This is a genomic window from Cobetia amphilecti (assembly GCF_020217465.1).
Classification (GTDB): domain Bacteria; phylum Pseudomonadota; class Gammaproteobacteria; order Pseudomonadales; family Halomonadaceae; genus Cobetia; species Cobetia amphilecti.
Genome location: NZ_CP084115.1, coordinates 2,839,058 through 2,862,261, shown reverse-complemented (window position 1 = coordinate 2,862,261; position 23,204 = coordinate 2,839,058). Strand labels below are relative to the sequence as shown.

The following is a 23,204-nucleotide window of genomic DNA, read 5'->3' as shown; positions in this document are numbered from 1 at the left end:
ATGTGGACCGATGTCATGACAGGCGAGTTTCTCGGCTGTCTGTTCCTTATCCTGTTCGGCGGTGGCGTGGTCGCCAATGTGGTGTTGTCTGACACCAAGGGCAATGGTTCCGGCTGGATCGTGATCACCACCGGCTGGGGCTTTGCCGTGATGATCGGCGTATTCGTGGCCGTCTCGACCGGCTCGCCCCAGGCAGACCTCAATCCGGCGGTGACGCTGGCCAAGTATCTGCTCGGGGTACATGCCACCCTCATGGATGTGGCGCGGCATGTCATCGCGCAGATGCTGGGTTGTTTCGCCGGTGCCGTGATGGTGTGGCTGGCCTATCTGCCGCACTGGAAGCGCACCAGCGATGCTGGCCTCAAGCGGGCGGTGTTCTGCACCGACCCGGCAGTCGAGTGTCGCCTGGGCAACATGCTCAGCGAAGTGATCGGTACCGTGGTGCTGATCTTCGGTATCGGCGCCATCGTCGGTTCCGGCACCATCAGCGCTGGCCTGCTGCCGTATCTGGTCGGCATGCTGGTATGGGCCATCGGCCTCTCGCTGGGTGGCGCGACAGGTTATGCCATCAATCCGGCACGTGATCTGGGCCCGCGTATCGCGCACTCCTTGTTGCCGATCCACGGCAAGGGCGCCTCCGGCTGGGGGTATGCCTGGGTACCGATCGCCGGCCCCCTGGCGGGTGCCTTGATCGCGGCCTCCATGTGGCATCTGCTGCTGTAACAAATCCTTGCCGCAATCCGCTGGAGCAGCCCCCTGCACCTGTGGCACTGTAGCCTGACTTCGCCCCGTCCCTCGACGGGGCGAAGTCATTTCGGGTCTCCGCCTTTTCTCGCCATCCCCCGGCGATAGCACCACTCCATCGTCATGGGGCGCGTTCGTGCGGGCGAGAGGTGGCGGTAGACGACTGACAGGGGGGCAAGTGGCGGAGGTCATCAAGATGTGGACTGACGTCATGACGGGCGAGTTTCTGGGCACCACCTTCATGATTCTGCTGGGAGGTGGCGTGGTCGCCAATGCGATGCTCAGGGGCACCAAGGGAGCGGGTTCCAGCTGGTTGATGATCAATGCCGGCTGGGGATTTGCCGTGATGGTCGGGGTGCTGGTCTCGACCTCGACAGGGTCGCCCTACGGCGATCTCAATCCGGCGGTGACGATCGCGAAATACCTGCTGGGCGTGCATACCGACGAGCTCAAGGTCGCCAGGATGATGCTGGCGGAGCTGCTCGGCTGCTTCATGGGGGCGGTACTGGTGTGGGCGGCCTATTACCCGCATTGGGAGGTGACCCGAGACCCGCTGCGCAAACGCGCGGTCTTCTGTACTGATCCGGCAGTGGCCAACAAGACGGCCAATGTCATCAGTGAAGCGATCGCGACGGTGATGCTCATCTTCGCCATCGGCAGCATGGTCGACAGCGCGCTGATCACCGATCAGGCGCTGCCGTATCTGATCGGTGTGCTGGTCTGGGCGATCGGCCTGTCGCTGGGTGGGCCGACCGGCAACGCGATGAATCCGGCGCGTGACCTGGCGCCGCGCATCGCGCATTGGGTATTGCCGATTGCCGGCAAGGGCAGTTCGGGCTGGCAGTATGCCTGGGTGCCGATCGCCGGTCCCTTGCTGGGGGCCGTGTTGGCAGCTGCGCTGCGTCGGGTCTTCCTCTAGCCGTCGAGGCGCTGCAGCCAGTCATTGTCGTGTCCGTGCGCTGCCAGCCAACCTTGTGCCATTCGGCAGGAGTGGCTGGCGGCGCCGGACAGAGCAGGCCAGAGCAGACCAGATCAGACCAGGTGAGTCCTTTTCAGGCCTGGCCGCGATGACGTGCCTTGCTTGCGTGCCGTGCCCGCTCTTTTTACCTGATCATGGCAAGGCGGAATGGCGAGAAAATTTTTTATCATCAGGGGGTTGCATCAAAACGGGAGTTGCGTAGAATACGTCCTCGCTGACAGGGCAAAGCACTTCGCATCACACTGCTTCGCATTTCAGCATGCTGACATAGGACCATAGCTCAGTTGGTTAGAGCGCCACGTTGACATCGTGGAGGTCGGCGGTTCAAATCCGCCTGGTCCTACCAGCATCGGCACTGATGGCAACATCACGCCACTTGATTCAGGACCATAGCTCAGTTGGTTAGAGCGCCACGTTGACATCGTGGAGGTCGGCGGTTCAAATCCGCCTGGTCCTACCAAGCGGTTCCACGGTATGTTTCAAGTGTTCCTGTGTCATCTGTCACACTTCAGGACCATAGCTCAGTTGGTTAGAGCGCCACGTTGACATCGTGGAGGTCGGCGGTTCAAATCCGCCTGGTCCTACCAGATTCCAGAAAACGCCCGGCTCATCGAGTCGGGCGTTTTCGTGTGCGTGTCATGAAAATCTGCTGCGGGATTGGTGTGTTACAGCCGTGTGACCGGTGCGTGTCATCTGGCGAGAGAGGCGCCGCTCAGGCAAGCGTAGTGTCGAGGAATTCGCGTGCTTCCTTGAGGGCGGCATTGGCAGCGCTCAGCAGCGGGGCGAAGCCGACGAACACATGTGGCATGTCCGGCCACAGGCTCAATGTGACGGGCGAGCCACAGTCCTGCGCCTGAGTGGTGTAGCGACGGCTATCATCGAGCAGGATCTCCGCCTCGCCGCACTGGATCAGCATCGGTGGTAGGTCAAACAGATTTTCCTCCAGCGGCGAGATGCGCGGATCGCTCATGTCGGTGCCGTCCTGCACATAGGCCATGCTCACGAAGGGCAGCAGGTTGGGGTCGAGAATCGGGTCCACCTCGGCCTTGCGCGACAGCGAGGCGCTGCCCCAGCTGAGGTCCGTGGCGGGCGAGAAGGCGATCACCGCATCCGGCAGCCGCTCGCCTGCGCTCTTGAGCGCATTCAGGGCCGCCAACGTGAGGTTGCCGCCCGCGCTGTCACCGGCCAGCAGCAGGTGGTCCTGCGGGTATTCGTCACACAGCCAGCGCCACGCGGCCAGCACGTCCTGCAGGCCGGCCGGGAAGGCGGCCTCTGGTGCGAGGCGATAATCCAGCGTGTAGGTCTCGGCGCGTGCCGCTCGCCCCAGACGGCTTGCCAGAGGACGATGGCCGGCAGGCGAGCCTGCGATCCAGCTGCCACCATGCACATACAGCAGGCGACGCGGGCGCGCTGGTGCGTCATCGGGTGCCGGCAATACCTCACAGACACGCTCTCCCTCGCCACCCGGCACCATCGCGAGGCGCGGTGTCACGCCGGTGTCGAGAATGCTGGCGTCGGCGGCGAAGTAAGCCTCAAGCAGGGTGCGCTTGGCACCGAGGTCATTGCCGGTGCGCGCCGTGAAGGCCTTGATACGCTCGAGATGCTTGATGACCCGCTCAAGGCCGGCATGCGCGTCGTCGTGATTGTGCAGCGAGGCCTCCGCATGTGGGGGCGGCGAATCTTGGGTGGAGGGCGAAGTGGAGGGCGATGTAGAGCGCGACGAGGGATGAGATGGCGACCGGGATGACATGTTTGGCTCCTGTCGGGGGCGAGAGCTCTTAACCTGTCATCTCGTACGGGGCTGTGCAAGGCCTGACAGGCCACAACGCAAACCGCCCGCCGTGCGAGTGGCGCGGCGGGCGGCAGAGCGTGATGCTGACATTCAGGCTGCCTGTCAGGCGGGCGCTCAGTTTGTCAGGCAGGAACGCTGTCGAAGTCGCTGGAGGCGATGAAGATCTCGACCAGGCGCTCGATGCCGGCCTGGTCCTCTTCGTCGAAGCGCTCGGGGCTCGGGCTGTCCAGGTCCAGCACACCCCACAGCACTTGCTGGCCGTCCTGCTCGATGAGCACCGGGATGACCAGCTCGCTGCGCGAGGCGGCGTCACAGGCGATATGGCCCGGGAAGGCGTGTACGTCCGCGACGCGCTGGGTGGTGCGCTCGGTAGCGGCGGCGCCACACACGCCCTTGGTGAAGGGAATCGGGTGGCAAGCCGGCTGACCCTGGAACGGCCCCAGGTGCAGGATTTGCGGCTGACGTTGCACATAGAAGCCTGCCCAGTTGAGGTTCTCCACCGTCATGTTGACGAAGGCAGCCGTCTGGGAGGCATTGGTCAGCCAGTCGCGGGTATCGAGGATGGCATCCAGCTGGCGGACCAGCAGTGAATAGTCGGGGCGAGTGGCCATGAGGGCTCCTGAGGGATAGGTAAGGTGGCGAGATGGCGCAAGAATGCGGTCGCGGGTCGCCTGTTTCAAGCGTGTCCTGCGCGTGTGTCTTCTCGCACTACGCCGGCTGCTGGGCGTGATGAGATGCGTGCATCCACCGGATGCAAAAGCGCCGACCAGTGGTCGGCGCTTTGCGTTCAGGCGTCTGTCAGTGACATGGGGTGAGGCTTACTTCCAGCCCGGCACCGCCGCACCCTTGAACAGCTCTTCTGCCTTGGCTTCGACTTCCGGCGTCTGGTAGGCCTTGACCAGCTTCTGCACCTTCTCGCTGTCTTCATCGCCCTGACGCACGACGATCAGGTTGACGTACGGAGACTCGGCGCCTTCACGGATCAGCGCGTCTTCCGGCTTCAAGCCAGCCGGCTGGGCGAAGGTGTTGTTGATGAAGGCCAGGTCGACGTCCGGCAGGATGCGCGGCAGCTGGGCAGCCTCGATTTCCTTGAACTGGTAGTCATGCGGGTTCTTGGCGACGTCGATCGGCGTAGCTTCGAGGTTGCCCTTGTCGGTCAGCTCGATCATGCCCAGGTCGTGCATCAGGATCAGGGAGCGGCCTTCGTTGGACGGATCGTTCGGCAGGGCGATGGTCGCGCCGTCCGGCAGTTCGCTGATGTCTGCGTACTTCTCGGAGTAGGCACCGATCGGGTACACGAAGGTCTTGCCGGCGCTGGCGAACTTGTAGCCACGCTCACGCACCATGGATTCCATGTACGGCTGGTGCTGGTAGGCGTTGGCGTCCAGAGAGCCATCGGCCAGCGCGGCGTTCGGAGACACGTAGTCGGTGAACTCGGTGATCTCGACGTTCAGGTCGTACTTTTCCTTGGCGATCTCGGCCGCGACCTTCATCACTTCGGTTTCCGGGCCTGCGACGGTGCCCATCTTGAGGGTGTTCTCGTCGGACGCGTCGTTGCCGCAGCCTGCCAGCAGGGTGGCGCCGAGCAGGGTGGCAGCACCGGCAAGGCGCAGCGGGGAAGAAAGCGTGGTCAGCATGTTGCGCATCGATGTTCTCCTTGTGATCCGACGTGACCGGCGGGGTCCGCGGGATGTTATGAGTGACGGCTCATTGTGATGAGTCGTCACGATACCGAAAGCCGTGTGATTTGTAGATCGAACGCCACTTCCAGATCAGTCACCGCTCATGGAGCGACGCTTACTTGTGGTTCGACTTGCGCACCAGATGGTCGCCCAGGCTCTGGAAGCCCTGCACCATGACGACGAGGATGACCACGGTCACCAGCATCACCATCGGGTCGAAGCGGTTGTAGCCGTAGCGAATGCCCAGATCCCCCAGGCCGCCGCCACCGACGGTGCCGGCCATGGCGGAATAGCTGATCAGCGTCACCACGGTGATGGTCAGGCCATTGATGATGCCGCCGCGTGCTTCTGGCAGCAGCACCTTGGTGATGATCTGCATCGGCGTGGCGCCCATGGCCTGTGCGGCCTCGACCAGCCCCGGACCGACTTCATTCAGCGCGCCTTCGATCAGGCGGGCGACGAAGGGAATCGAGGCGATGGTCAGCGGCACGATGGCGGCATTGGTACCGATCGAGCTGCCCGCGATCAGGCGCGTCAGCGGGATGATCGCCACCATCAGGATGATGAACGGCACCGAGCGACCGATGTTGGTGATGATGCTCAGCACGCTGTTGAGTGCCGGGCGCGCGAGAATCTGGCCGGGGCGCGAGGTGTAGAGTGCCACGCCCAGTGGAATGCCGAGTGCCGCGGAGATCAGACCTGCCACCGCGACCATGTACAGCGTCTCGAGGGTGGAGGACAGGACGAGTTCAAGCAGTGCGGGTGACATGACCGAGCACCTCCACTTTCAGGTCGTGGGATTCGAGATAATCGAGCGCTTGCTGGGTCTGGCGGCTGTCGCCCATCAGTTCGGCGATCATCAGGCCCAGGGTGCGGTCCTGAATGGATTCCACCTTGGCCTGCAGGATGCTGACATCCACCTGGCATTCACGTGCCAGACGGGAGATCAGCGGAGTGGAGACGGCGTCGCCGCTGAAGGCCAGGCGCACCACCGGGTGGGTGTGCGGGCCGGCCGTGGCTTCGAGGCGCTCGACCAGCGCACGCGGCGGCTCAAGTTCCAGGAAGTCATTGAGGAACTCGCGGCCAAGGCGGGTCTGCGGTGCGGTGAAGAAATCGCCCACCGAAGCCACTTCCACCAGTTCACCACCGCTGATCAGGGCGACCTGATCGCAGATGCTCTTGACCACTTCCATCTCGTGGGTGATCAGCAGGATCGTCAGGCCCAGCTTGGTGTTGATGTCCTTGAGCAGCTCAAGGATGGAGGCGGTGGTCTGCGGGTCGAGCGCCGAGGTGGCCTCATCACACAGCAGCACCTTGGGGCGGCTGGCCAGCGCGCGGGCGATGGCCACACGCTGTTTCTGACCCCCGGACAGCTGGGCAGGATACTGGCCGGCCTTGTCGCTCAGGCCGGTCAGCTCCAGCAATGGCTCGACGCGCTTTTTGATCTCGTCCTTCGAGATGCCAGCCAGCTCCAGCGGCAGCGCCACATTGGCGAAGACTGTGCGTGAGGAGAGCAGATTGAAATGCTGGAAGATCATGCCGATCTGGTGACGAGCGCTGCGCAGGGCGGACTCGTCGAGCTCGGTCAGTTCCTGGCCATCGACGACGACGCTACCGGCAGTGGGGCGTTCGAGCAGATTGACGCAGCGAATGAGAGTCGACTTGCCGGCACCGGACAGGCCGATGACACCGGTAATGGCGCCCTGAGGAACCGTGAGGCTGGCATCCTTGAGCGCGACCACGGCCTTGTCACCACTGCCATAAGTCTTGGAGACGTTCTTGAGTGTGATCATGGGGGTCCGAGTGGTTAAGGCACCAACCGGATTGCGGGCGAAGGTCTGTAGAGGACAGAACGTTCTGCCGGCGTCTGCGCACATGGCAGACAGCGAAGAGGGGAGCGATCCAGTGGGGAGAAAAAAGACCACCCAAGACGGGTGGCCATCAACGCTGGACACACCCTTTTAGCAGAACTTGCACCCCGTGAGACCAGCTCTCGTGGTGGGCGCCCGCAATCCGGGTACAAATCGGCGCCAAACAGATTTGAGGCGCATTCTATCAGTCACCTTGGGGGTGTCAACGACTTTGGTCTTGCGCTGGACGTTTATTCGAACTGTCGTTCGATATGGCAATTTGGCGATACGCTCTGTAAGCCATATCTTACAAGGTTCTTGTCTTGACGCGGATTTCAATCGCCAGCGACGGCTTTCCTGTCTTGACGGTCAGTCGGGGATGAGTTGCGGCCCGCTCTGGCTACTCTGCGTTCGCGGTGTCAGCCGTGCTCGTCTGTGGCGAGAGGCGAGAGGCGAGAGGCGAGAGGCGAGAGGCGGGAGACGGGAGACGGGTGGCGAGGGCGGCAACGCCGCGCACTCCCACGGCAGACAACGCCAGCATGTCGACGGCTAGTCCACCATGCTAGGATTTCGGCTGGGCATGCCGGTCATCTCGCTGCTGCATGCCGTCCCTTATTCATGGCTTCTCGACAGCAAGAAGCAGCAGTGCAAGGAAAGATCACGCATGTTCACGGGTATCGTACAAGGCATGGCGGAAGTGGTGGCCATTGAAGAACGCACTGACTTTCGCACGCATCAGGTCCGGTTGCCGGCGGGGTTGGAAGCGGGGCTGGAGCTGGGGGCCTCGGTGGCCCATAACGGTTGCTGTCTGACCGTGACCGCACTTGAGGGTCAACTGGCCAGCTTTGACCTGATGCGCGAGACGCTGCGTCTGACCAATCTGGGCGAACTCGAGGTGGGAAGCGTCGTGAACGTGGAGCGAGCGGCACGCTTCGGCGACGAGATCGGCGGGCACTCGATGTCCGGGCACGTGATGGCGATGGTGACCATCGATGCCATCGAGGCCACTGCCGACAATCGGCGTATCTGGTTCCAGGCGCCGGCCGAGCCGATGCGTTTTCTGTTCGACAAGGGCTATGTGGGACTCGACGGTGTCAGCTTGACGATCGGCGAGGTGCAGGGCACGCGCTTCTGCGTCAATCTGATTCCCGAGACGCTCGAGCGCACCCTGATGGGCGTGCGCGCCGTCGGTGATCAGGTCAACCTTGAAGTCGACCCGCAAACCCAGGCGATTGTCGAGACCGTCGAGCGGGTCATGGCCTCCCGTCTGGCATGAGGCTTGCAGGTCTGCAGCGGATCAACTCACTGGCATGACGCCAGAACTCGTCTGACTGGTCAGGAAATATGCCGGGAATGCTCGATTCGCTGCAGACCTTTGGGTACCATGTTGCGCCTTTCGATGCCCTGCCGCTGGCGGGGCATCGTGGTTCAGGCAGGCTGAACAGGGGAAAAGCTTCATCCGACGCCCTGTGCGGCATACCTGTCCGAGCGAGTTCGTCTTGATCTGCTGATTCTGACAATCACCGACCACTGCGCCTTGCCGGACAGGCACTGCTCAAGGATAGGGGCTACCTCAATGCTGGAACGTCTTTTCAAGCTCTCCGAGCACGGTACCAATGTGCGTACCGAAGTCATCGCAGGATTTACCTCCTTCCTCGCGATGGCCTATATCATCTTCGTGGCTCCCTCGATGCTGGCCTCCACCGGCATGGATCACGGCGCCGTGTTCGTCGCGACCTGTCTGGCGGCCGCCATCGGCTGTCTGGTCATGGGGCTCTACGCCAACTACCCGATCGCGCTGGCGCCGGGCATGGGGCTGACGGCCTTCTTCACCTATACGGTCGCCGGTCAGATGGGCGTGCCCTGGCAGGTCGCGCTGGGCGCGGTCTTCCTGTCCGGGGTGAGCTTCTTCCTGCTGTCCGCTTTCAAGATTCGCGAGTGGATCATCAATGCCATTCCCGCCTCGCTGAAGACCGGTATCGCCGCGGGCATCGGCCTGTTCATGGCGATCATCGCCCTGCAGGGCAGCGGCATCGTCGTCGACGCCCCGGGCACGCTGGTCACGCTGGGCGATCTGTCCTCGCCGGCGGCCATGTATGCATTGCTCTCGTTCTTTTTGATCGTCGCGCTGTCCTACCGCAAGGTGATCGGTGCGGTGATGATCGGCATACTGCTCGTCACGCTGCTGGCGACCTTGACCGGCAACAACGATTTCCACGGCTTTGCCTCGATGCCGCCGAGCATGCTGCCGACATTGGCAGAGCTCGATATCGCCGGCGCCTTCAATCTGGGCATGGTGTCGATCATCTTCGCCTTCCTGTTCGTCGATCTGTTCGACACCTCGGGCACGCTGATCGCTGTCTCCCAGCAGGCTGGCCTGACCAATGAGCGTGGCCACCTGCCGCGCCTGGGACGGGCCTTGATGGCCGACTCCAGCGCCACCATGGTCGGCTCTGTCATGGGCACCTCGAACGTGACCAGCTACATCGAATCCGCCACCGGCGTGGCCGCCGGCGGACGTACCGGCCTGACGGCCGTGGTCGTTGCCGGCCTGTTCCTCGTCAGCCTGTTCCTGTCGCCGCTGGCGACCTCGATTCCGGCCTTCGCCACTGCCGGTGCGCTGCTGTATGTCGCCTGCCTGATGACGGGCGGTCTGGCACGCATCGACTGGAACGACATTACTGAAGCGGCACCGGTGGTGATCGCTACCCTGGTGATGCCGCTGACCTACTCGATTGCCAACGGGATCGCGCTGGGCTTCATCAGCTACGCCGTGATCAAGCTGTTCTCCGGCCGTTATCGTGATCTGAGCCCGGGGCTGGTGATTCTCGCCATCCTGTTCGCCTGCAAATACCTGTTCCTCGACGGAGCCCTCTAATGAGCATCTACAGCGACTACATCAAGTCTGTCATCCGCACCGTGCCGGACTGGCCCCAGGAAGGTGTCAACTTCCGTGACATCACGCCGGTGCTGCAGAACTCCGCCGCGTTCCGCAAGCTGATCGACTCCTTCGTGCACCGCTACCAAGAGATGGAGATCGACGCCATCGCCGCCATCGATGCGCGTGGCTTCATCATCGGTGCTCCGCTGGCCTACGAGCTGGGCTGCAGCTTCGTGCCGGTGCGCAAGAAGGGCAAGCTGCCGTTCAAGACCATCAGCGAGACCTACTCGCTGGAATATGGTGAGTCCACCGTCGAGCTGCACTCCGATGCCTTCCGTGAAGGCGATCGCATCCTGGTGATGGATGACCTGATCGCCACCGGCGGCACCATGCTGGCGGCCTGCAAGCTGATCGAGCGCACCGGTGGTGTGGTCGTCGAGACGGCAGCCATCATCGATCTGCCGGAAATCGGCGGCTCCGCGCGCATTCGTGAAGAAGGCCACAGTGTCTTCGCGGCGTGCAGCTTCACCGAATCCGAGTAATGCCGGCTTGACGCGATGGCCCTGTCTTCTGGCAGGGCCATCGTCGTTGCTGCGGGCAGCGAATCTGAGGCCCTTGTCCGCGCTCTGGCGTGGCTGAGTGGATCTTCCCCTTGTGCGGTGGCGCGCCAGCCACCATGCTTTCCTTCTGTTTCGTCATTGCGAGTGACCCACATGTCTTCCGAACGCTACCACGACCACTTCATCGTCTCCTGGGACCAGCTGCACCGCGATGTGCGCGCGCTATGTCACGACCTCAGCGGTCGCGACTTCAAGGGCATCATCGCCATCACCCGCGGTGGCCTGATTCCGGCCGGCCTGATCGCCCGCGAGCTGGGTATCCGCCACATCGATACCGTGTGCATCAAGAGCTATCACGACCACATGGAGCAGGGTGGTCTGGAAGTGGTCAAGGGCGTCGACCACGACGGTGACGGCTGGCTGCTGGTCGATGACCTGGTCGACACCGGCAATACCGCACGTGCGGTGCGTGACATGCTGCCCAAGGCGCACTTCGTGACTGTCTATGCCAAGCCGGAAGGTCGTCCGCTGGTCGATGGCTTCATCACCGAAGTGCCGCAGAACTGCTGGATCCAGTTCCCGTGGGACATGGGTATCGCCTACGTCGAGCCGATCGCCGAGCAGCTCAAGAAGCAAGAGAGCGATAGCTGACATGCCGTTGGAGACTGCCGCGACTGGCCGCTCCGAGGTGCTGCCTGCCGATTGGCAGGCGCATCTTGGCCAAGAGTTTCAGGCTGACTACATGCAGCGTCTGCGCGACTTTCTGCGCGCCGAGAAAGATGCCGGCAAGGTCATCTATCCGCATTCCGATGACTGGTTCCGTGCCTTCTGGCTGACGCCGCTCTCCAACGTCAAGGTCGTGATCCTCGGCCAGGACCCGTACCACGGCCCGGGCCAGGCGCATGGACTGTGCTTCTCGGTACGTCCCGGTGTGCGCCCGCCGCCTTCGCTCAAGAACATCTACAAGGAACTGGCCACCGATGTCGGCGTCGAACCCGTCGATCACGGCTTCCTGGAAAGCTGGGCGAAGCAGGGCGTCTTGCTGCTCAACAGCGTGCTGACCGTCGAGCAGGGCAAGGCCGCCTCGCATCAGAAGCAGGGGTGGGAGCAATTCACCGACCGCGCCATCGACGTGATCAATCAGCACTGTCAGGGTGTCGTCTTCCTGCTCTGGGGCAGTCATGCCCAGAAGAAGGCTCGCGCTGTGGACGCCCAAAAGCACCTGGTGCTCCACGCGCCGCACCCATCCCCCCTCGCAGCGCACCGCGGTTTCTTCGGCTCTCGCCACTTCTCGCAAGCTAACGCCTGGCTGGAAGCGCGTGGGACAAAGCCGATCGACTGGCAGTTGCCTTCCAGTGAGTAAATATCATCCCTAGAACGTCATCACGGACGGAGCAGACCATGTCTACATTGGAAGTCGATGGAGTTTTCTGCATCAGTCTTGTCGAGCGAAAAGATCGACGTCAAATGCTGCTTGAAGAGTTTGCGCCATTAGGCCTTGATATAGAGTTCTATCTTGCTGAACGCGACTCTGAAGATCCTGAGCGAGGTTGCTATGAGTCACACCAAGCTTGTGCGGCCATGGCTATCGAACGAGGTTATGAAAGAGTCTTAATTTTGGAAGATGATGCGACGTTACTAAACTTTAAACATGAAGTGATACGACGGGCTAATACTTTTTTAAAATTCAAGAAGCCTGAGATTTTATATCTCGGAGGCATGTTGGGGCGTATGTGGTTGATCCCCTTTCCTAATATTGTACGTGCGCGACTAACAGGCACTCACGCATATGTACTTTCACGACAAGGGTGCAAGAAGTTGGTAAGACAAAAGTTTGTTGGCACTCCGATTGATACGCATTATTGTAATGTAGTGAAGTCTTATTCAGTTTATCCAATGCTTTCGGCTCAACAGCCAGAAGATGAGATGAAAAGCGATATCGTTGAGAATCGCGTCAAGAGGAAAGGGGGGGCTAGTGTTAAAGATAAGCGTTATTGGAATAATAATTTCTCGAAACAGCCTAGTGCACTAAAAAGAGACATCTGGCGTACCCTGTGTATGCGATGGCTGTAAATGTACAGTGATCTTTCTGTTTTATTATCCCGGATATAAATCTATAGATTCTGATAATCCGGGGTAAATGTATCGATTAATTGAGGTTATGCTGAGTATCCTAGTTTGCTTGAAACTTCTCTCACTCTTGACATGATGTAGATAGATTGCTCTTTGTTGAATGTTTTTTTCCATCCATCTTTATTTGGTTTGATCGATTGGCTTACTTGCTCTTCGCGCACTTTCATGTTTCTTTTTTGAGAGGTTTTACTGTATATAGTGTCTTTGGGTTCTAGAATGCTATTATCATAAGTATAGCCCAAAAAGTTTAGCGCAGCCTTGAGTACTTTTTCTGGTTCCTCTGTGAGCTCTTCATATTTCACGAATAGTACATTTTTTTTATTTTGTAGCTCCAGAGCTTTGGAATTATCATAATTCCATCTGTCGATGCAGTATTCTATATCTCCAAAGCGTTTATACAGAGAGGCTATCGTATCCAGAGGGTTTCGTGTCATGACAATAAATTTATTGTTTGTTAATACCTTTTGTACACGCTCATAAGAATATATATGCTTTGGCGTTTTTTCCAAAACGCAGCTTTGGCCATATGATTCAGCAAAATAATTCCATTCACGTAGAATAGCCTTGATTGATGAAAGTGAATGACGTCCTTGAGATAATACGCCAGTTTCTCTACCAATCCCGAGGATATCTGTATGGTTGCTCAGCTTTGCGGCCATTAGCGTTGTGCCGCTATGGCCGCATCCGACAATGAAGGTGAATAATGTATCGGTTTCTAAGGGTTTCGAAAAATATGATGGCAATGCATTATAGCCTTTCTTTATATAATGCTCTACGTACTTGCCTCGTGTGACTTTATGTTTTACCAAGCTTTTTATGATCATCTTTTTCGACCGCGTATTCATATTAAGTGTTTGGTGCTGTGCTTTGGGCATCAGCATTTTAGTTGAGAATATATGACTTTGCCTGCAAAGTGATGAAATTACAATGCTCTATATGTGGTTTCATGGTTTTTGCATAGAGTAGTTTTTAGTCGTGAGTATAGTGGGGTGACGGGTTGAAGTATGAGATATGAGCGACACCCCAAATATATGTGTTAAATATATTTTTGTGATTGCGTATTGGTATATGTGTTAGGTTATAACCATGGTTGGCGCTTTAGTTTCGCGCCAACTATGGTTAGGCTTCTTTATGTGCATCAATCAATTTTTTGCTCATTTTTTTTCTTTTTTCGTAGAGAAATAGTTTCTGTAGTGATGCATAGAACTTTATTTTTTTGTGTAGTGCCGTTTTCTGACTTTTAATCGGCCATGGGGTCTTGTTGCGATAAATTGTGTATAATGTTTTCAATGGATGTAAGCTATGAGCATCCCAAGGTTTACTGTTTTTCCCCATATAGTGAACCATGACCGGTTCCTGTATTGATTCCAAGAATTCATTTTTGTCCCTATGCTGTTCGTTCATACGCTTTTCTAAAATTTTATAGGCAGGTCGTTGAGCATTCCATGTTAATGGAAGGCGATACCATTCCCCTTGGGCGACTTTGTTAATTGCGCATTGTTCATTGTGCGCACACAATTCAGGGTGAGCTAATAAAAACTCCAGCCCTTTATTTCCTATTTTTTCTTCTTTCCACTGCTTCATATTGATAAGCATTAATCCACAGTTGAAATAATCACCTTTTTTCAAACCAAGACGGCTATGTGGAGATCTGCCGATATTTTCCACAGCAGCTATTGTGAAACTTTTCCCACTGGTTTCCCTATATATATCCAATAAATCGCCAACGACAACAGTGTCACAATCCAAACATAGAACTAGTTCTTCATCATCAAGCAATTCATCAAGGTAGAATCTGAAGTAAATTGACTTGCCGTAGCGCTTTATTTTTAGGCCACTAAATTTACTGTCGTCTAGATAAACAAATGCCACATGAGATCCATATTTTTCTATCATGGATGTCAATGTTGATCTTGTGTCTGCTTTGAGCCCAGCGTCACCAATGATAAATTTGAGCTTTTCAGGCTCTTTACAATTGATGATTGCCGATATGATAGTGGTAGCAAGATGCGCGGAGTAATTTTCATCGCATGATATAAATATAGGTAGCATTAATTCCTCTCGTGTAAAATACTTTTGATATTTACATATGATAATGTTTGTGTGCTTTCTAAGCAATGCTGTAAGGTTATCTCCATGAATAGTTACTGTTCGGTTACGAAAACAACTCTGGATACCTGCTCAGGGCGAGGATTGTGTTGCTGGCACGGAGGCTTAGCCCTTGTGGCTAAAGGTAAGGGGGGACAGGGTGGTGGTACTTAACTTGTAAGCCTGCTTCCGCTAGAATGCGCTCAATTTACCAGCCTCCCCGCTGCTATCGTCCGAGCCGGCGGGGCTAGTGCTGCGTATCGTTTGCACCATCTTCTGTCCCAAGAGGTATTTCCATGAGCGTCCATGCCATCAATCATCCACTGGTCCAGCACAAGCTCGGCCTGATGCGTGCAGCAGGCATCAGCACCAAGAGCTTCCGTGAGCTGGCCAGTGAGGTCGCCAAGCTGTTGACCTATGAGGCAACCCAGGACCTGGAGCTGGAAACTACCACCATTGATGCCTGGAGCGGCAACGAGCTGGATGTCCAGACCATCAAGGGCAAGAAAGTGACCATCGTCCCGATCCTGCGCGCCGGCCTGGGCATGCTGGATGGCGTGACGGACCTGATTCCCCCGGCACGCATCAGCGTCGTGGGTCTGTACCGTGATGAAGAGACGCTGGAGCCGGTACCGTATTTCGAGAAGTTCGTGTCAGATCTCGACGAGCGTCTGGCCATCGTGATCGACCCGATGCTGGCGACCGGCGGTTCCATGATCGCCACGCTGGACATGCTCAAGGCCAAGGGCTGCCAGCAGATCAAGGTCATCGTGCTGGTCGCGGCACCTGAGGGGATCGCCAAGGTGCAGGAATCCTACCCGGACATCGAGATCTACACCGCCTCCGTCGATGACCGCCTCGACGAGAACGGTTACATCGTGCCGGGTCTCGGCGATGCCGGTGACAAGATCTTCGGCACGCGCTGAGCGCTCGCCAGAGATGACAACGCCCTGCGCATCTGCGCGGGGCGTTTTTGTATCTGTCTGACCTGTCTGAGCAGTCAGGATCAGGCGGTTGACCCCTCCGCCCGTGAAAAGAAGTGCTGCCATGTCGTCTTCATCACCGTCCTCTGATACCTCCTCTCCCCATGCGTCGTCTGCCCATGTGCCCTTGCCGGAACAGGAAGGGTTCTCGCTGACGACTCTCGTCACCGGCGTGCAGATGCTGTTCGTCGCCTTTGGTGCGCTGGTGCTGGTCCCGCTGCTGACCGGGCTTGATCCCAACGTCGCCCTGTTCACGGCCGGTGTCGGCACCCTGGTCTTCCAGTGCGTGACCAAAGCCAGCGTGCCGGTCTTCCTCGCCTCATCGTTTGCCTTCATTGCGCCTATTCAGAGCTCGGTCGCGAACTTCGGCATTCCTGCCACCATGGGCGGCTTGTTCGTCGCGGGCCTGGTCTATGTGCTGCTGGCGCAATGCATTCGTCTCAAGGGTGTCGGCATCGTGCATCGCCTGCTGCCGGCCGTCGTGGTCGGTCCGGTGATCATGGTCATCGGGTTGGCGCTGGCACCGACGGCGGTGCAGATGGCCACCGGCGAATTCAGCGACAACATCTCGCATGCCCAAGCGCTGACATTGTCATTGGCCAGTCTTGGCGTGACGCTGGTGCTGTCGATCTTCGGGCGTGGCATGTTGCGTCTGGTGCCGATCCTCGGCGGTATCCTGACGGGGTATGTACTGGGGCTGGTGATGGGAGTGATCGACCTCTCGCCGGTGCATGCCGCTGAGTGGCTGGCATTACCAAGCTTCACTGCGCCGACCTTCGAATTTTCCGCCATTCTGTTCATGATTCCCGTCGCCATCGCGCCTGCCGTCGAGCACATCGGCGACATGGTGGCGATCGGCTCGGTGACACGGCGTGACTACCTGAAGAAGCCGGGGCTGCATCGCACGCTGCTCGGTGACGGCCTGGCGACGTCGGCGGCGTCAATGTTCGGTGGTCCGCCCAATACCACCTATTCCGAAGTGACCGGTGCGGTGATGCTGACCCGCAATTTCAATCCGCGCGTGATGACGGTCGCGGCCTGTGTCGCGATCTCGCTGGCCTTCATCGGCAAGGTCGGCGCCGTGCTGCAGACGATTCCCACGCCGGTGATGGGCGGCATCATGTGCCTGCTGTTCGGCTCGATCGCGGTGGTCGGCATGAACACGCTGGTACGCGCGGGGGACTCACTGACCGCACCGCGCAATCTGGTGATCGCCTCCTTGATCCTGGTGTTCGGGATCGGTGGCATGCAGGTCGGTGGTGGTCAGTTCACGCTGCAGGGCGTGAGCCTGGCCGCCATTCTGGGCATCGTGCTCAACCTGATTCTGCCGCCGGCGAAAGAGGGAGAATGATTACCATTTGATGAGTGGTCGCAGGGAACATTTCCGCGAATGACGGTTCAGATAAATGCAACTCCCGTGTGCTGAGCGACTGGCACAAGGGAGTTGCATTTTTCGTTTTCCCACCAGACGCCAGCTATCGTTTTCGCATGTCTTGCACGCGACACAAGGCGTTACTGGCGGACATTCGAAGGAGTGATGCTTGCGTACCCTGGTCGTAGTGAGAAGTCTGAAAATGGGCGGCATGGAGCGAGTGGCGGTCAATCTTGCCGACAGTCTGGCCGCGAATGACCACGAGACGCATATGGTCATCTGGCGCGGTCGTGATCAGGTGCTTGAACCGCAGGATGCCAGCGTCCAGCAGCACATCGTGCCGATTCAGCAGCGCGTTCAGCGTTCCGTCGGCGGCGCCCTGACGACACTGGCGTCACGTCTGGTGCTCAATCCCGTGATCCGCCGTTCCAATTTCGTGTGGGTCGGCAAGGCCGGTGGCGAGGAATTCGCCGCTTGGCTCGAGGAATTCGAGCAGGAACACGGCAAGGTTGACCGTATCATCTTCCGTGGCCTGGGAACCTTCGAGCAGGTGTGGGGGTTCAAGGATTCCCGTGCACGTTACGTGCTGGAAAATCGCGTCAACTTTAGCGGCCCGCAGTGGAAGCAGCGCATGTTTGCCCGCTGCCTGCTGGAAGACAAGCATCTGGTGGCGGTGTCCGAGGATGTGGCGCAAGGGGCACGTGACATTGCTCGCCAGCATGGGGTGACACCGGTGCATATCGAGACGATCGTCAATGCCTGTCCGATCACCCGGATCCGCGAGCAGGCCGCCATGGATGAGACGGATATCCCGGCTGAGCCCTTCATTCTCAATGTGGCGCGTCTGGTGCCGCAGAAAGACCATGCCCTGTTGCTCGAGGCTTATGCCCTGGCCAATCCGAAGGAGCCGCTGGTGATCGTGGGGGCGGGCAATTGCCGGGAAGCCCTGGAAACCCAGGCTGAAAGTCTTGGCATCGCCGAGCGGGTGATCTTCGCCGGCCAGCGTGACAACCCCTATGCCTGGATGCGTGCCGCCAAGCTGTTCGTGCTCAGCTCGCGTGTCGAGGGCATGGGTATCGTGCTGATGGAGGCGCTGGCCTGCGGCACACCGGTAGTCTCGGTGGATTGCCGTGGTGGAATACGCGAGATCCTCAAGGGCGAGCTGGAACACGCCATCGCGCCGCATTCCGCCGAAGGCCTCGCGCGACGCATGAGCGAGTTGTTGGCAGAGGAAGGCTATCCGGTTCGCGAGGAATGGTTGGCAGATTTCTGTCCGCACACCATGGTGGAGCGTTTCTTGGCCGAGCCGGCCACCAATGCCCCCTGGGATGAGGCGCGCGAGCAGTCGCCTGATGCTGCGGGCCAGCCTCACTCCCGCGCTGCAAGAGGCTAGCGACTCTGTGTGATGCATAGCCACTGGCAGTCTGGGGCCTCGGCAGCGTCGGAGGTCCCGTGATGGTTAACTTCACTGCTTGAGAGTTCATGGCTTGCGGCTTGCGACGCCTCAGGCTTGCGCCAATGCAGTTGATAGCGCTCCCCGGCATGCAGTCGCGCAGCATCACCACATTCGAGAAGTGCCTCCTGGCAGGCCGCCGTCGCGGGGAACTCGATACGCAGTGCGCCGTGCGTCACCAGCACCAGGCTGTCATGCGCGGCCTGCAGATAGGCGCTGCACCCCGGTGCGAGGCTGCCCAGCTCGACCTGGGGCTGTGGCGATGTCTGCCGGGATCGATCAATGCGTCGCAGCGTGAGTCCCGGTCCACAGCCCGCAATCGGCTCATGCTCGTTGCCACGTAGGATGCGTGGTGGTTCGACGGGTATCTCATCGCTGAAGAAGTCGCTCAGCGAGATCGGAAATACCTCTAGAATCTTGTTCAGCGAGCTGACGGAAGGGCTGACCGCGTCCTGCTCGACCTGCGAGATGGTCGAGTTGGTCACCTGAGCACGCTTGGCCAGTTCGCGCTGAGAGAGGCCATGACGCGTGCGCAGTTCGCGCAGCCGCTTGCCCAGCGTGCGAGACGCTGCCATTTCCTCGTCTGCCATTTTCTTGTCGTCAGTGGGCTGTGCTGCCTTGCCGGCAGTGAGAGGTTCTGAGGCAGTAGGGGAGCTATCGTGCGACATCAGTGGTGCCTGATTGAGTGAGCATGCGCGCAGGCTAGCACGCGGGTGGGAGTGCGTGGCAGTGCACCTCGTCACGCCCGGGTGAGTTCATTTGTTGCTTGTGGCTCAAGGCGAGCGACTGCTGCCCCCGGCGCTGAGCGTCTCGAGCAGATGGCGCCCTTGATCATCCTCATGATGCCGGCGTGCGATGCACGGCAGCCACAGGCAGAAGGTGGCGCCGCCCCCGGGGGTATCTTCCAGCCATAGCCTGCCCCCCAGCTGGGTGATCAAGCCCGATGAGACCGACAGACCGATGCCCGAGCCATTGGCGCGCGTGGTGAAGAAGGGCGTGAAGATGCGCGACTTGAGATGCTCGGGCACGCCAGCGCCGTGATCGATGACGCGTATCTCGACTCCCGCCACGGGGGCGAGTTCCGTTGGCACTGAGGCTGGCGCTGGCGCTGAGACTGACGTATCCGGACGGCTGTTTGGCTCGCCGCTCATCACGGTCAGCGCTGCATCACGATCACGGCTGGTGATGCACAGCGTATCCGGCGCAGGCGCCATCTCGATGGCGTTGATCAGCAGATTGACCAGCACCTGGGTCAGTTGCGCGCGATCGGCCTCGATCAAGCGCGTCGCCGCCAGCTCATGCTGCAATTGATGGCCATGATGATCAAGCGCGTGCCTGACCAGCACCTCGACACTGTGGATCGCCTCATCGGGATGAATCTGGCTGAGGTGAGGCGCACCGAGTGACGGCGTCAGTGAGTTGCCGTCGCCAATGTCGTTTGAGGCGAGCGGGTCGCGCGCGTACTGACGCAGGTTGTCGACCAGCGCGCGAATGCGTTCGACCTGATGGATGATGGTGGCGATTTCCTCGCGCACCGGCTCGGCCTGTTCACCGAGTATCACCTCGATCAACTCGACATGACCCAGAATCACCGCGGCGGGGTTGTTGATCTCGTGGCCGATACCCGCCGTCAGCTCGCCCAGCGCCGCCAGTTTCTCGCGGGTCAGCAGGCGCGCACGCGCTTCGCGCAGCAGGCGGACGTGCTCCTCCAGCGCCTGACTGCGTTCGCGCAGCGTAGCGGTCTGGGCGCTCAGATCGCGGGTGCGATCCTCCACCTGGGCTTCCAGCGTCTGGGCCGCGAGCTGTATCTCGTGGCGGTGCGCTTCCAGTCGCGCCAGCATGGCGTCGAATTCCTCGGCCAGTTCATCCAGCTCATCACCGTGTCGCTGCGCCGGCCCCAGAGAGGACAGCGGGCCTATGCGCAGGCCCTCCTGGGATGGGGTATCACGCACCGCATGCACCACACGGCGAATCTGTCGGATCGGCTGCATCAGGCGCTCGATGCTGCTCCACGCCAGCAGTACCCCCAACAGACTGACCGCGATCAGCACCAAGCTGATATGCGTCAGCGTCTCGCGATAGAGCCGCGCGTAGGGCGCCTGCGGATAGCCTGCGTAGATCATGCCGATCCGCTGGCCATCCAGGGAATCCAGCGGGGCATAGGCGGCCACGAACCAGTCACGAACCACGAAGGCACGATTGATATAGCGCTCGCCATTGCCGATCACCTGACGCTTCACCTCCAGCGAGGCACGCGTGCCCAGTGCACGCTCGCCGCTGGCGTCGGTGACATTGGTGGCGATGCGGACATCATCGAGAAACAGGGTGATGGTGCCGGTGCCATCTTCCGGCAGGGTGCCGGGGCCGTAGAGCAGATCGCGGATCTCATCGACCAGACGCGGGTCGCGATTGAGCAGGCGGCCCGCATCCAGCGCGCCCAGTAGCTTGCCCTCGCCATCGAGGATGGGCACCAGCGCCCGCAGCAGCATGCCGCGGTTTTCCTCGCGGCGGGCACTGGGTTGTGCGTAGGGTGTCTGGCGCAGCGCAAGGCGCGCGCGCTCGGCAAGGGCAGGGTCCAGCGTCGCCAGTGAGTCGCTGGACAGCATGTCGAGGCCATCCAGGCTTTCGCCGCGCGCCAGTTGCGGAATCAGCGCGGCGACGCCGGGCGTCTGGCGCAACTGCTCGGTGGGCAGCCAGCGCAGCCAGTCGGCATTGAGAGTGTCCCGCATGGTATCTAGGCGCGGCACCAGCCGTGGCAACAGCTGCGCGGTCTGCTCATCGGGTGTCACCAGCTGGCGCAGGTTGCGACGCATCGCCTCCAGGCCATCACGCAGGCGCTGATGTTGGCTCTGCAGCGTGCGGCTGGCAACATCGAGGTCGCTGCGCACGTTCATGTACAGCTGGCGGTCGGTATAGGCCGTGGTCCAGTAGGCGGTCAGGCCGACCAGCGCCAGCATCAGCGCCAGCAGCGGCGCCAGTGTCAGCAGCAGCAGCCTGCGCCGCAGCGAACCGGCGAAGTAATGGCGCAGGCGCTTGATCATGCGCTGCCGTCGGCTCCGTAGGGAGCGGCGGACGAGGTGGCGGGGGCGGGTTGATCGCTCTCAGTGCCGCTCTCAGTACCAATCTCAGTGCCATTCTCAGTGGCATTCTCAGCGCCACTGTCCTCACTGATTTGCTGCTCGGCGCGCCAGGTGGTCAGTTTGCGATCCAGCGTCTTGCGCGAGATGCCCAGCTGGCGGGCGGCGGCTGACTTGTTGTTGGCATGTCGCTCCAGTACCGCGCACAGATGGGCCTTTTCCACCGCATCCAATGACCACTCGAGTGGATAGCCGCTGCTGGCGGCCTCTTCCTTGGGGGAGGTGGTCGCGTCCCCGCTGCCGTCCCATATCTCGTGGCCTGGTGCCTGTGCGGCCTGACTGTCGACCGGCAGGGTATCGCCGGGCAGGCGGCCGAGCAGCAAGGCGCGCTCGATGACGTTCTTGAGTTCCCGCACATTGCCGGGCCAGGAATAGTGGCACAGGCGAGTGAGATCAGAATGCTGCCAGGGCACGGCGGGGAGGTTGAGCTCACGCGACAGCTGCCGCGAGAAATGCTGGGCCAGCGCCGGGATGTCCTCCGGGCGCTCGCGCAGGGCCGGCAGTGTCAGGCTCAGCACGTTGAGGCGATAGTAGAGGTCTTCGCGGAAGCGGCCCGCGGCCACCTCCGTCTCCAGCGTGCGGTGAGTGGCGGCGACGATACGCACGTCCACCGCCTGTTCCTGCTCGCCGCCGACGGGGCGCACGCGGCGCGTCTCCAGCACTCGCAACAGCTTGGCCTGCATCGCCAATGGCATCTCGCCGATTTCATCCAGGAACAGCGTGCCGCCATCGGCGAAGCTGAACAGGCCATCACGGCCACGGTGCGCGCCGGTAAAGGCACCTTTAAGATGGCCGAACAGCTCGCTCTCCAACAGCTCCGGGCTGATGGCGCCGCAGTTGACCGGCACGAAGGCGCCGTGCCGACCGGACAGGCGATGCAGATCACGCGCCGCCAGCTCCTTGCCGGTGCCGGATTCCCCCAGAATCAGCACTGGCGAGGGCGCGGGAGCAACGCGCGCGATGATATGCGCCAGCTCTTGCATGGCAGGGCTCTCGCCCTTGAGGCTGGCCTCTTCCTGCTGATGGCGGGCATTGTCGCGACGGAGCAGGAAGTTTTCCCGCGTCAGCTGGCGGCGCTCAAGGCAGCGGTCTAGCGCGGCCTGCAACTGTTCGAGACGAAACGGCTTGATGATGAAATCACAGGCTCCGGCCCGCAGTGCGCGCACAGCGGTCTCGAGATCGGCGTAGGCGGTCATGAAGATGACATCGCTGACCGAAGAGGGCGCAAGCGCTTCATCCCAATCCAGGCCATCGCGCCCCGGCAGGCGAATGTCGAGCAGGATGAGGTCGAAATGCAGTCGCGAGCGCAGGGCTTCGGCCTGCTCGACACTGTCGGCACACTCGATCAGCGCGAAGCGCGAGGAAAGTGCCTTCTCCAGATAGCGGCGCATGCCGGGCTCGTCATCGACGATCAGTACCGAGGCGGTGGGGAGGGGGTCGCTGCCGCTACGCCGGGTCTCACGGGGTGTGGAGGGGGCGTGGGCAGTCATGGCATTCCTCGGGTCAACAGGGCAGTAATGGTCGCAGGGGAGATCATCTCTATCATGCGG

At 60.0% G+C, this 23,204-nt stretch carries 21 protein-coding genes and 3 tRNA genes; 14 read left to right on the top strand and 10 right to left on the bottom strand.

Annotated features, from left to right (window positions below):
* From LCW13_RS12035 to LCW13_RS12015, 5 genes are all read left to right on the top strand, one after another.
* Positions 1-723 (top strand): MIP/aquaporin family protein, encoded by a 723-nt coding sequence (locus tag LCW13_RS12035; RefSeq protein ID WP_052384798.1) that lies wholly within the window; start codon positions 1-3, stop codon positions 721-723.
* 217 nt (positions 724-940) lie between these two features.
* Positions 941-1,663: an MIP/aquaporin family protein gene (locus LCW13_RS12030; RefSeq protein WP_225347002.1), complete on the top strand. Its 723-nt coding sequence runs from the start codon at positions 941-943 to the stop codon at positions 1,661-1,663.
* 329 nt (positions 1,664-1,992) lie between these two features.
* Positions 1,993-2,069 (top strand) — tRNA-Val (locus LCW13_RS12025).
* A gap of 37 nt (positions 2,070-2,106) precedes the next feature.
* Positions 2,107-2,183: transfer RNA gene (locus tag LCW13_RS12020), tRNA-Val, on the top strand.
* 50 nt (positions 2,184-2,233) lie between these two features.
* A tRNA-Val gene (locus LCW13_RS12015) sits at positions 2,234-2,310 on the top strand.
* A 125-nt stretch (positions 2,311-2,435) separates the two neighbouring features.
* Here LCW13_RS12015 and LCW13_RS12010 read toward each other — a convergent pair.
* The 5 genes from LCW13_RS12010 to LCW13_RS11990 all read right to left on the bottom strand — a co-directional run bounded on the left by LCW13_RS12010 (position 2,436) and on the right by LCW13_RS11990 (position 6,990).
* Positions 2,436-3,473: an alpha/beta hydrolase gene (locus LCW13_RS12010; RefSeq protein WP_318527661.1), complete on the bottom strand. Its 1,038-nt coding sequence runs from the start codon at positions 3,471-3,473 to the stop codon at positions 2,436-2,438.
* Positions 3,474-3,637: 164 nt separating this feature from the next.
* Entirely contained in the window at positions 3,638-4,126 is a 489-nt protein-coding gene (locus LCW13_RS12005) for a GAF domain-containing protein (protein ID WP_225347001.1), read from the bottom strand.
* Positions 4,127-4,333: 207 nt separating this feature from the next.
* Positions 4,334-5,152, bottom strand: coding sequence for a MetQ/NlpA family ABC transporter substrate-binding protein (locus LCW13_RS12000; RefSeq protein ID WP_043335679.1), 819 nt, complete (start codon positions 5,150-5,152; stop codon positions 4,334-4,336).
* Between the two features lie 160 nt (positions 5,153-5,312).
* A complete protein-coding gene (locus LCW13_RS11995; protein ID WP_107336314.1) occupies positions 5,313-5,966 on the bottom strand; it encodes a methionine ABC transporter permease in 654 nt (217 codons plus the stop codon).
* The gene (locus tag LCW13_RS11990) at positions 5,947-6,990 is read right to left on the bottom strand and encodes a methionine ABC transporter ATP-binding protein (RefSeq protein WP_192837611.1); all 1,044 of its coding nucleotides are present in this window, start codon (positions 6,988-6,990) and stop codon (positions 5,947-5,949) included. Before LCW13_RS11990 ends, LCW13_RS11995 begins: the two co-directional genes overlap by 20 nt.
* A gap of 721 nt (positions 6,991-7,711) precedes the next feature.
* Here LCW13_RS11990 and LCW13_RS11985 point away from each other — a divergent pair.
* The 6 genes from LCW13_RS11985 to LCW13_RS11960 all read left to right on the top strand — a co-directional run bounded on the left by LCW13_RS11985 (position 7,712) and on the right by LCW13_RS11960 (position 12,561).
* Positions 7,712-8,323 (top strand): riboflavin synthase subunit alpha, encoded by a 612-nt coding sequence (locus tag LCW13_RS11985; protein WP_225348153.1) that lies wholly within the window; start codon positions 7,712-7,714, stop codon positions 8,321-8,323.
* Positions 8,324-8,623: 300 nt separating this feature from the next.
* Entirely contained in the window at positions 8,624-9,925 is a 1,302-nt protein-coding gene (locus LCW13_RS11980) for an NCS2 family permease (RefSeq protein ID WP_192837612.1), read from the top strand.
* A complete protein-coding gene (locus tag LCW13_RS11975; protein ID WP_043335609.1) occupies positions 9,925-10,470 on the top strand; it encodes an adenine phosphoribosyltransferase in 546 nt (181 codons plus the stop codon). The genes LCW13_RS11980 and LCW13_RS11975 overlap by 1 nt, the downstream gene beginning before the upstream one ends.
* A 171-nt stretch (positions 10,471-10,641) precedes the next feature.
* Positions 10,642-11,139, top strand: a complete 498-nt coding sequence (gpt, locus tag LCW13_RS11970; RefSeq protein WP_043335607.1) for a xanthine phosphoribosyltransferase — start codon at positions 10,642-10,644, stop codon at positions 11,137-11,139.
* A gap of 1 nt (position 11,140) precedes the next feature.
* Complete coding sequence (ung, locus tag LCW13_RS11965) at positions 11,141-11,851, top strand: uracil-DNA glycosylase (RefSeq protein WP_225347000.1); 711 nt, start codon at positions 11,141-11,143, stop codon at positions 11,849-11,851.
* A 38-nt stretch (positions 11,852-11,889) separates the two neighbouring features.
* Entirely contained in the window at positions 11,890-12,561 is a 672-nt protein-coding gene (locus LCW13_RS11960) for a glycosyltransferase family 25 protein (RefSeq protein WP_225346999.1), read from the top strand.
* A gap of 86 nt (positions 12,562-12,647) precedes the next feature.
* On the opposite strand, the gene LCW13_RS11955 is transcribed toward LCW13_RS11960, so the two are convergent.
* Both LCW13_RS11955 and LCW13_RS11950 read right to left on the bottom strand, forming a co-directional pair.
* Positions 12,648-13,496: a sulfotransferase family protein gene (locus tag LCW13_RS11955; protein WP_225346998.1), complete on the bottom strand. Its 849-nt coding sequence runs from the start codon at positions 13,494-13,496 to the stop codon at positions 12,648-12,650.
* Positions 13,497-13,740: 244 nt separating this feature from the next.
* Entirely contained in the window at positions 13,741-14,673 is a 933-nt protein-coding gene (locus LCW13_RS11950; protein WP_225346997.1) for a glycosyltransferase family 8 protein, read from the bottom strand.
* A gap of 332 nt (positions 14,674-15,005) precedes the next feature.
* On the opposite strand from LCW13_RS11950, the gene upp reads away from it, so the two are divergent.
* The 3 genes from upp (at position 15,006) to LCW13_RS11935 (ending at position 18,457) form a co-directional block, all read left to right on the top strand.
* Positions 15,006-15,635, top strand: coding sequence for a uracil phosphoribosyltransferase (upp, locus tag LCW13_RS11945; RefSeq protein ID WP_043335602.1), 630 nt, complete (start codon positions 15,006-15,008; stop codon positions 15,633-15,635).
* A gap of 121 nt (positions 15,636-15,756) precedes the next feature.
* Positions 15,757-17,043, top strand: coding sequence for a uracil-xanthine permease family protein (locus LCW13_RS11940; protein ID WP_225346996.1), 1,287 nt, complete (start codon positions 15,757-15,759; stop codon positions 17,041-17,043).
* A gap of 190 nt (positions 17,044-17,233) precedes the next feature.
* A complete protein-coding gene (locus LCW13_RS11935; RefSeq protein WP_225346995.1) occupies positions 17,234-18,457 on the top strand; it encodes a glycosyltransferase in 1,224 nt (407 codons plus the stop codon).
* Here the strand turns inward: LCW13_RS11935 and LCW13_RS17540 are convergent.
* The 3 genes from LCW13_RS17540 to LCW13_RS11920 all read right to left on the bottom strand — a co-directional run bounded on the left by LCW13_RS17540 (position 18,454) and on the right by LCW13_RS11920 (position 23,144).
* Complete coding sequence (locus LCW13_RS17540; RefSeq protein ID WP_225346994.1) at positions 18,454-19,107, bottom strand: helix-turn-helix domain-containing protein; 654 nt, start codon at positions 19,105-19,107, stop codon at positions 18,454-18,456. The genes LCW13_RS11935 and LCW13_RS17540 overlap by 4 nt on opposite strands.
* A gap of 183 nt (positions 19,108-19,290) precedes the next feature.
* Complete coding sequence (locus tag LCW13_RS11925) at positions 19,291-21,558, bottom strand: sensor histidine kinase (protein WP_225346993.1); 2,268 nt, start codon at positions 21,556-21,558, stop codon at positions 19,291-19,293.
* Entirely contained in the window at positions 21,555-23,144 is a 1,590-nt protein-coding gene (locus LCW13_RS11920) for a sigma-54-dependent transcriptional regulator (protein WP_225346992.1), read from the bottom strand. The genes LCW13_RS11925 and LCW13_RS11920 overlap by 4 nt, the downstream gene beginning before the upstream one ends.
* Positions 23,145-23,204: the final 60 nt, after the last annotated feature.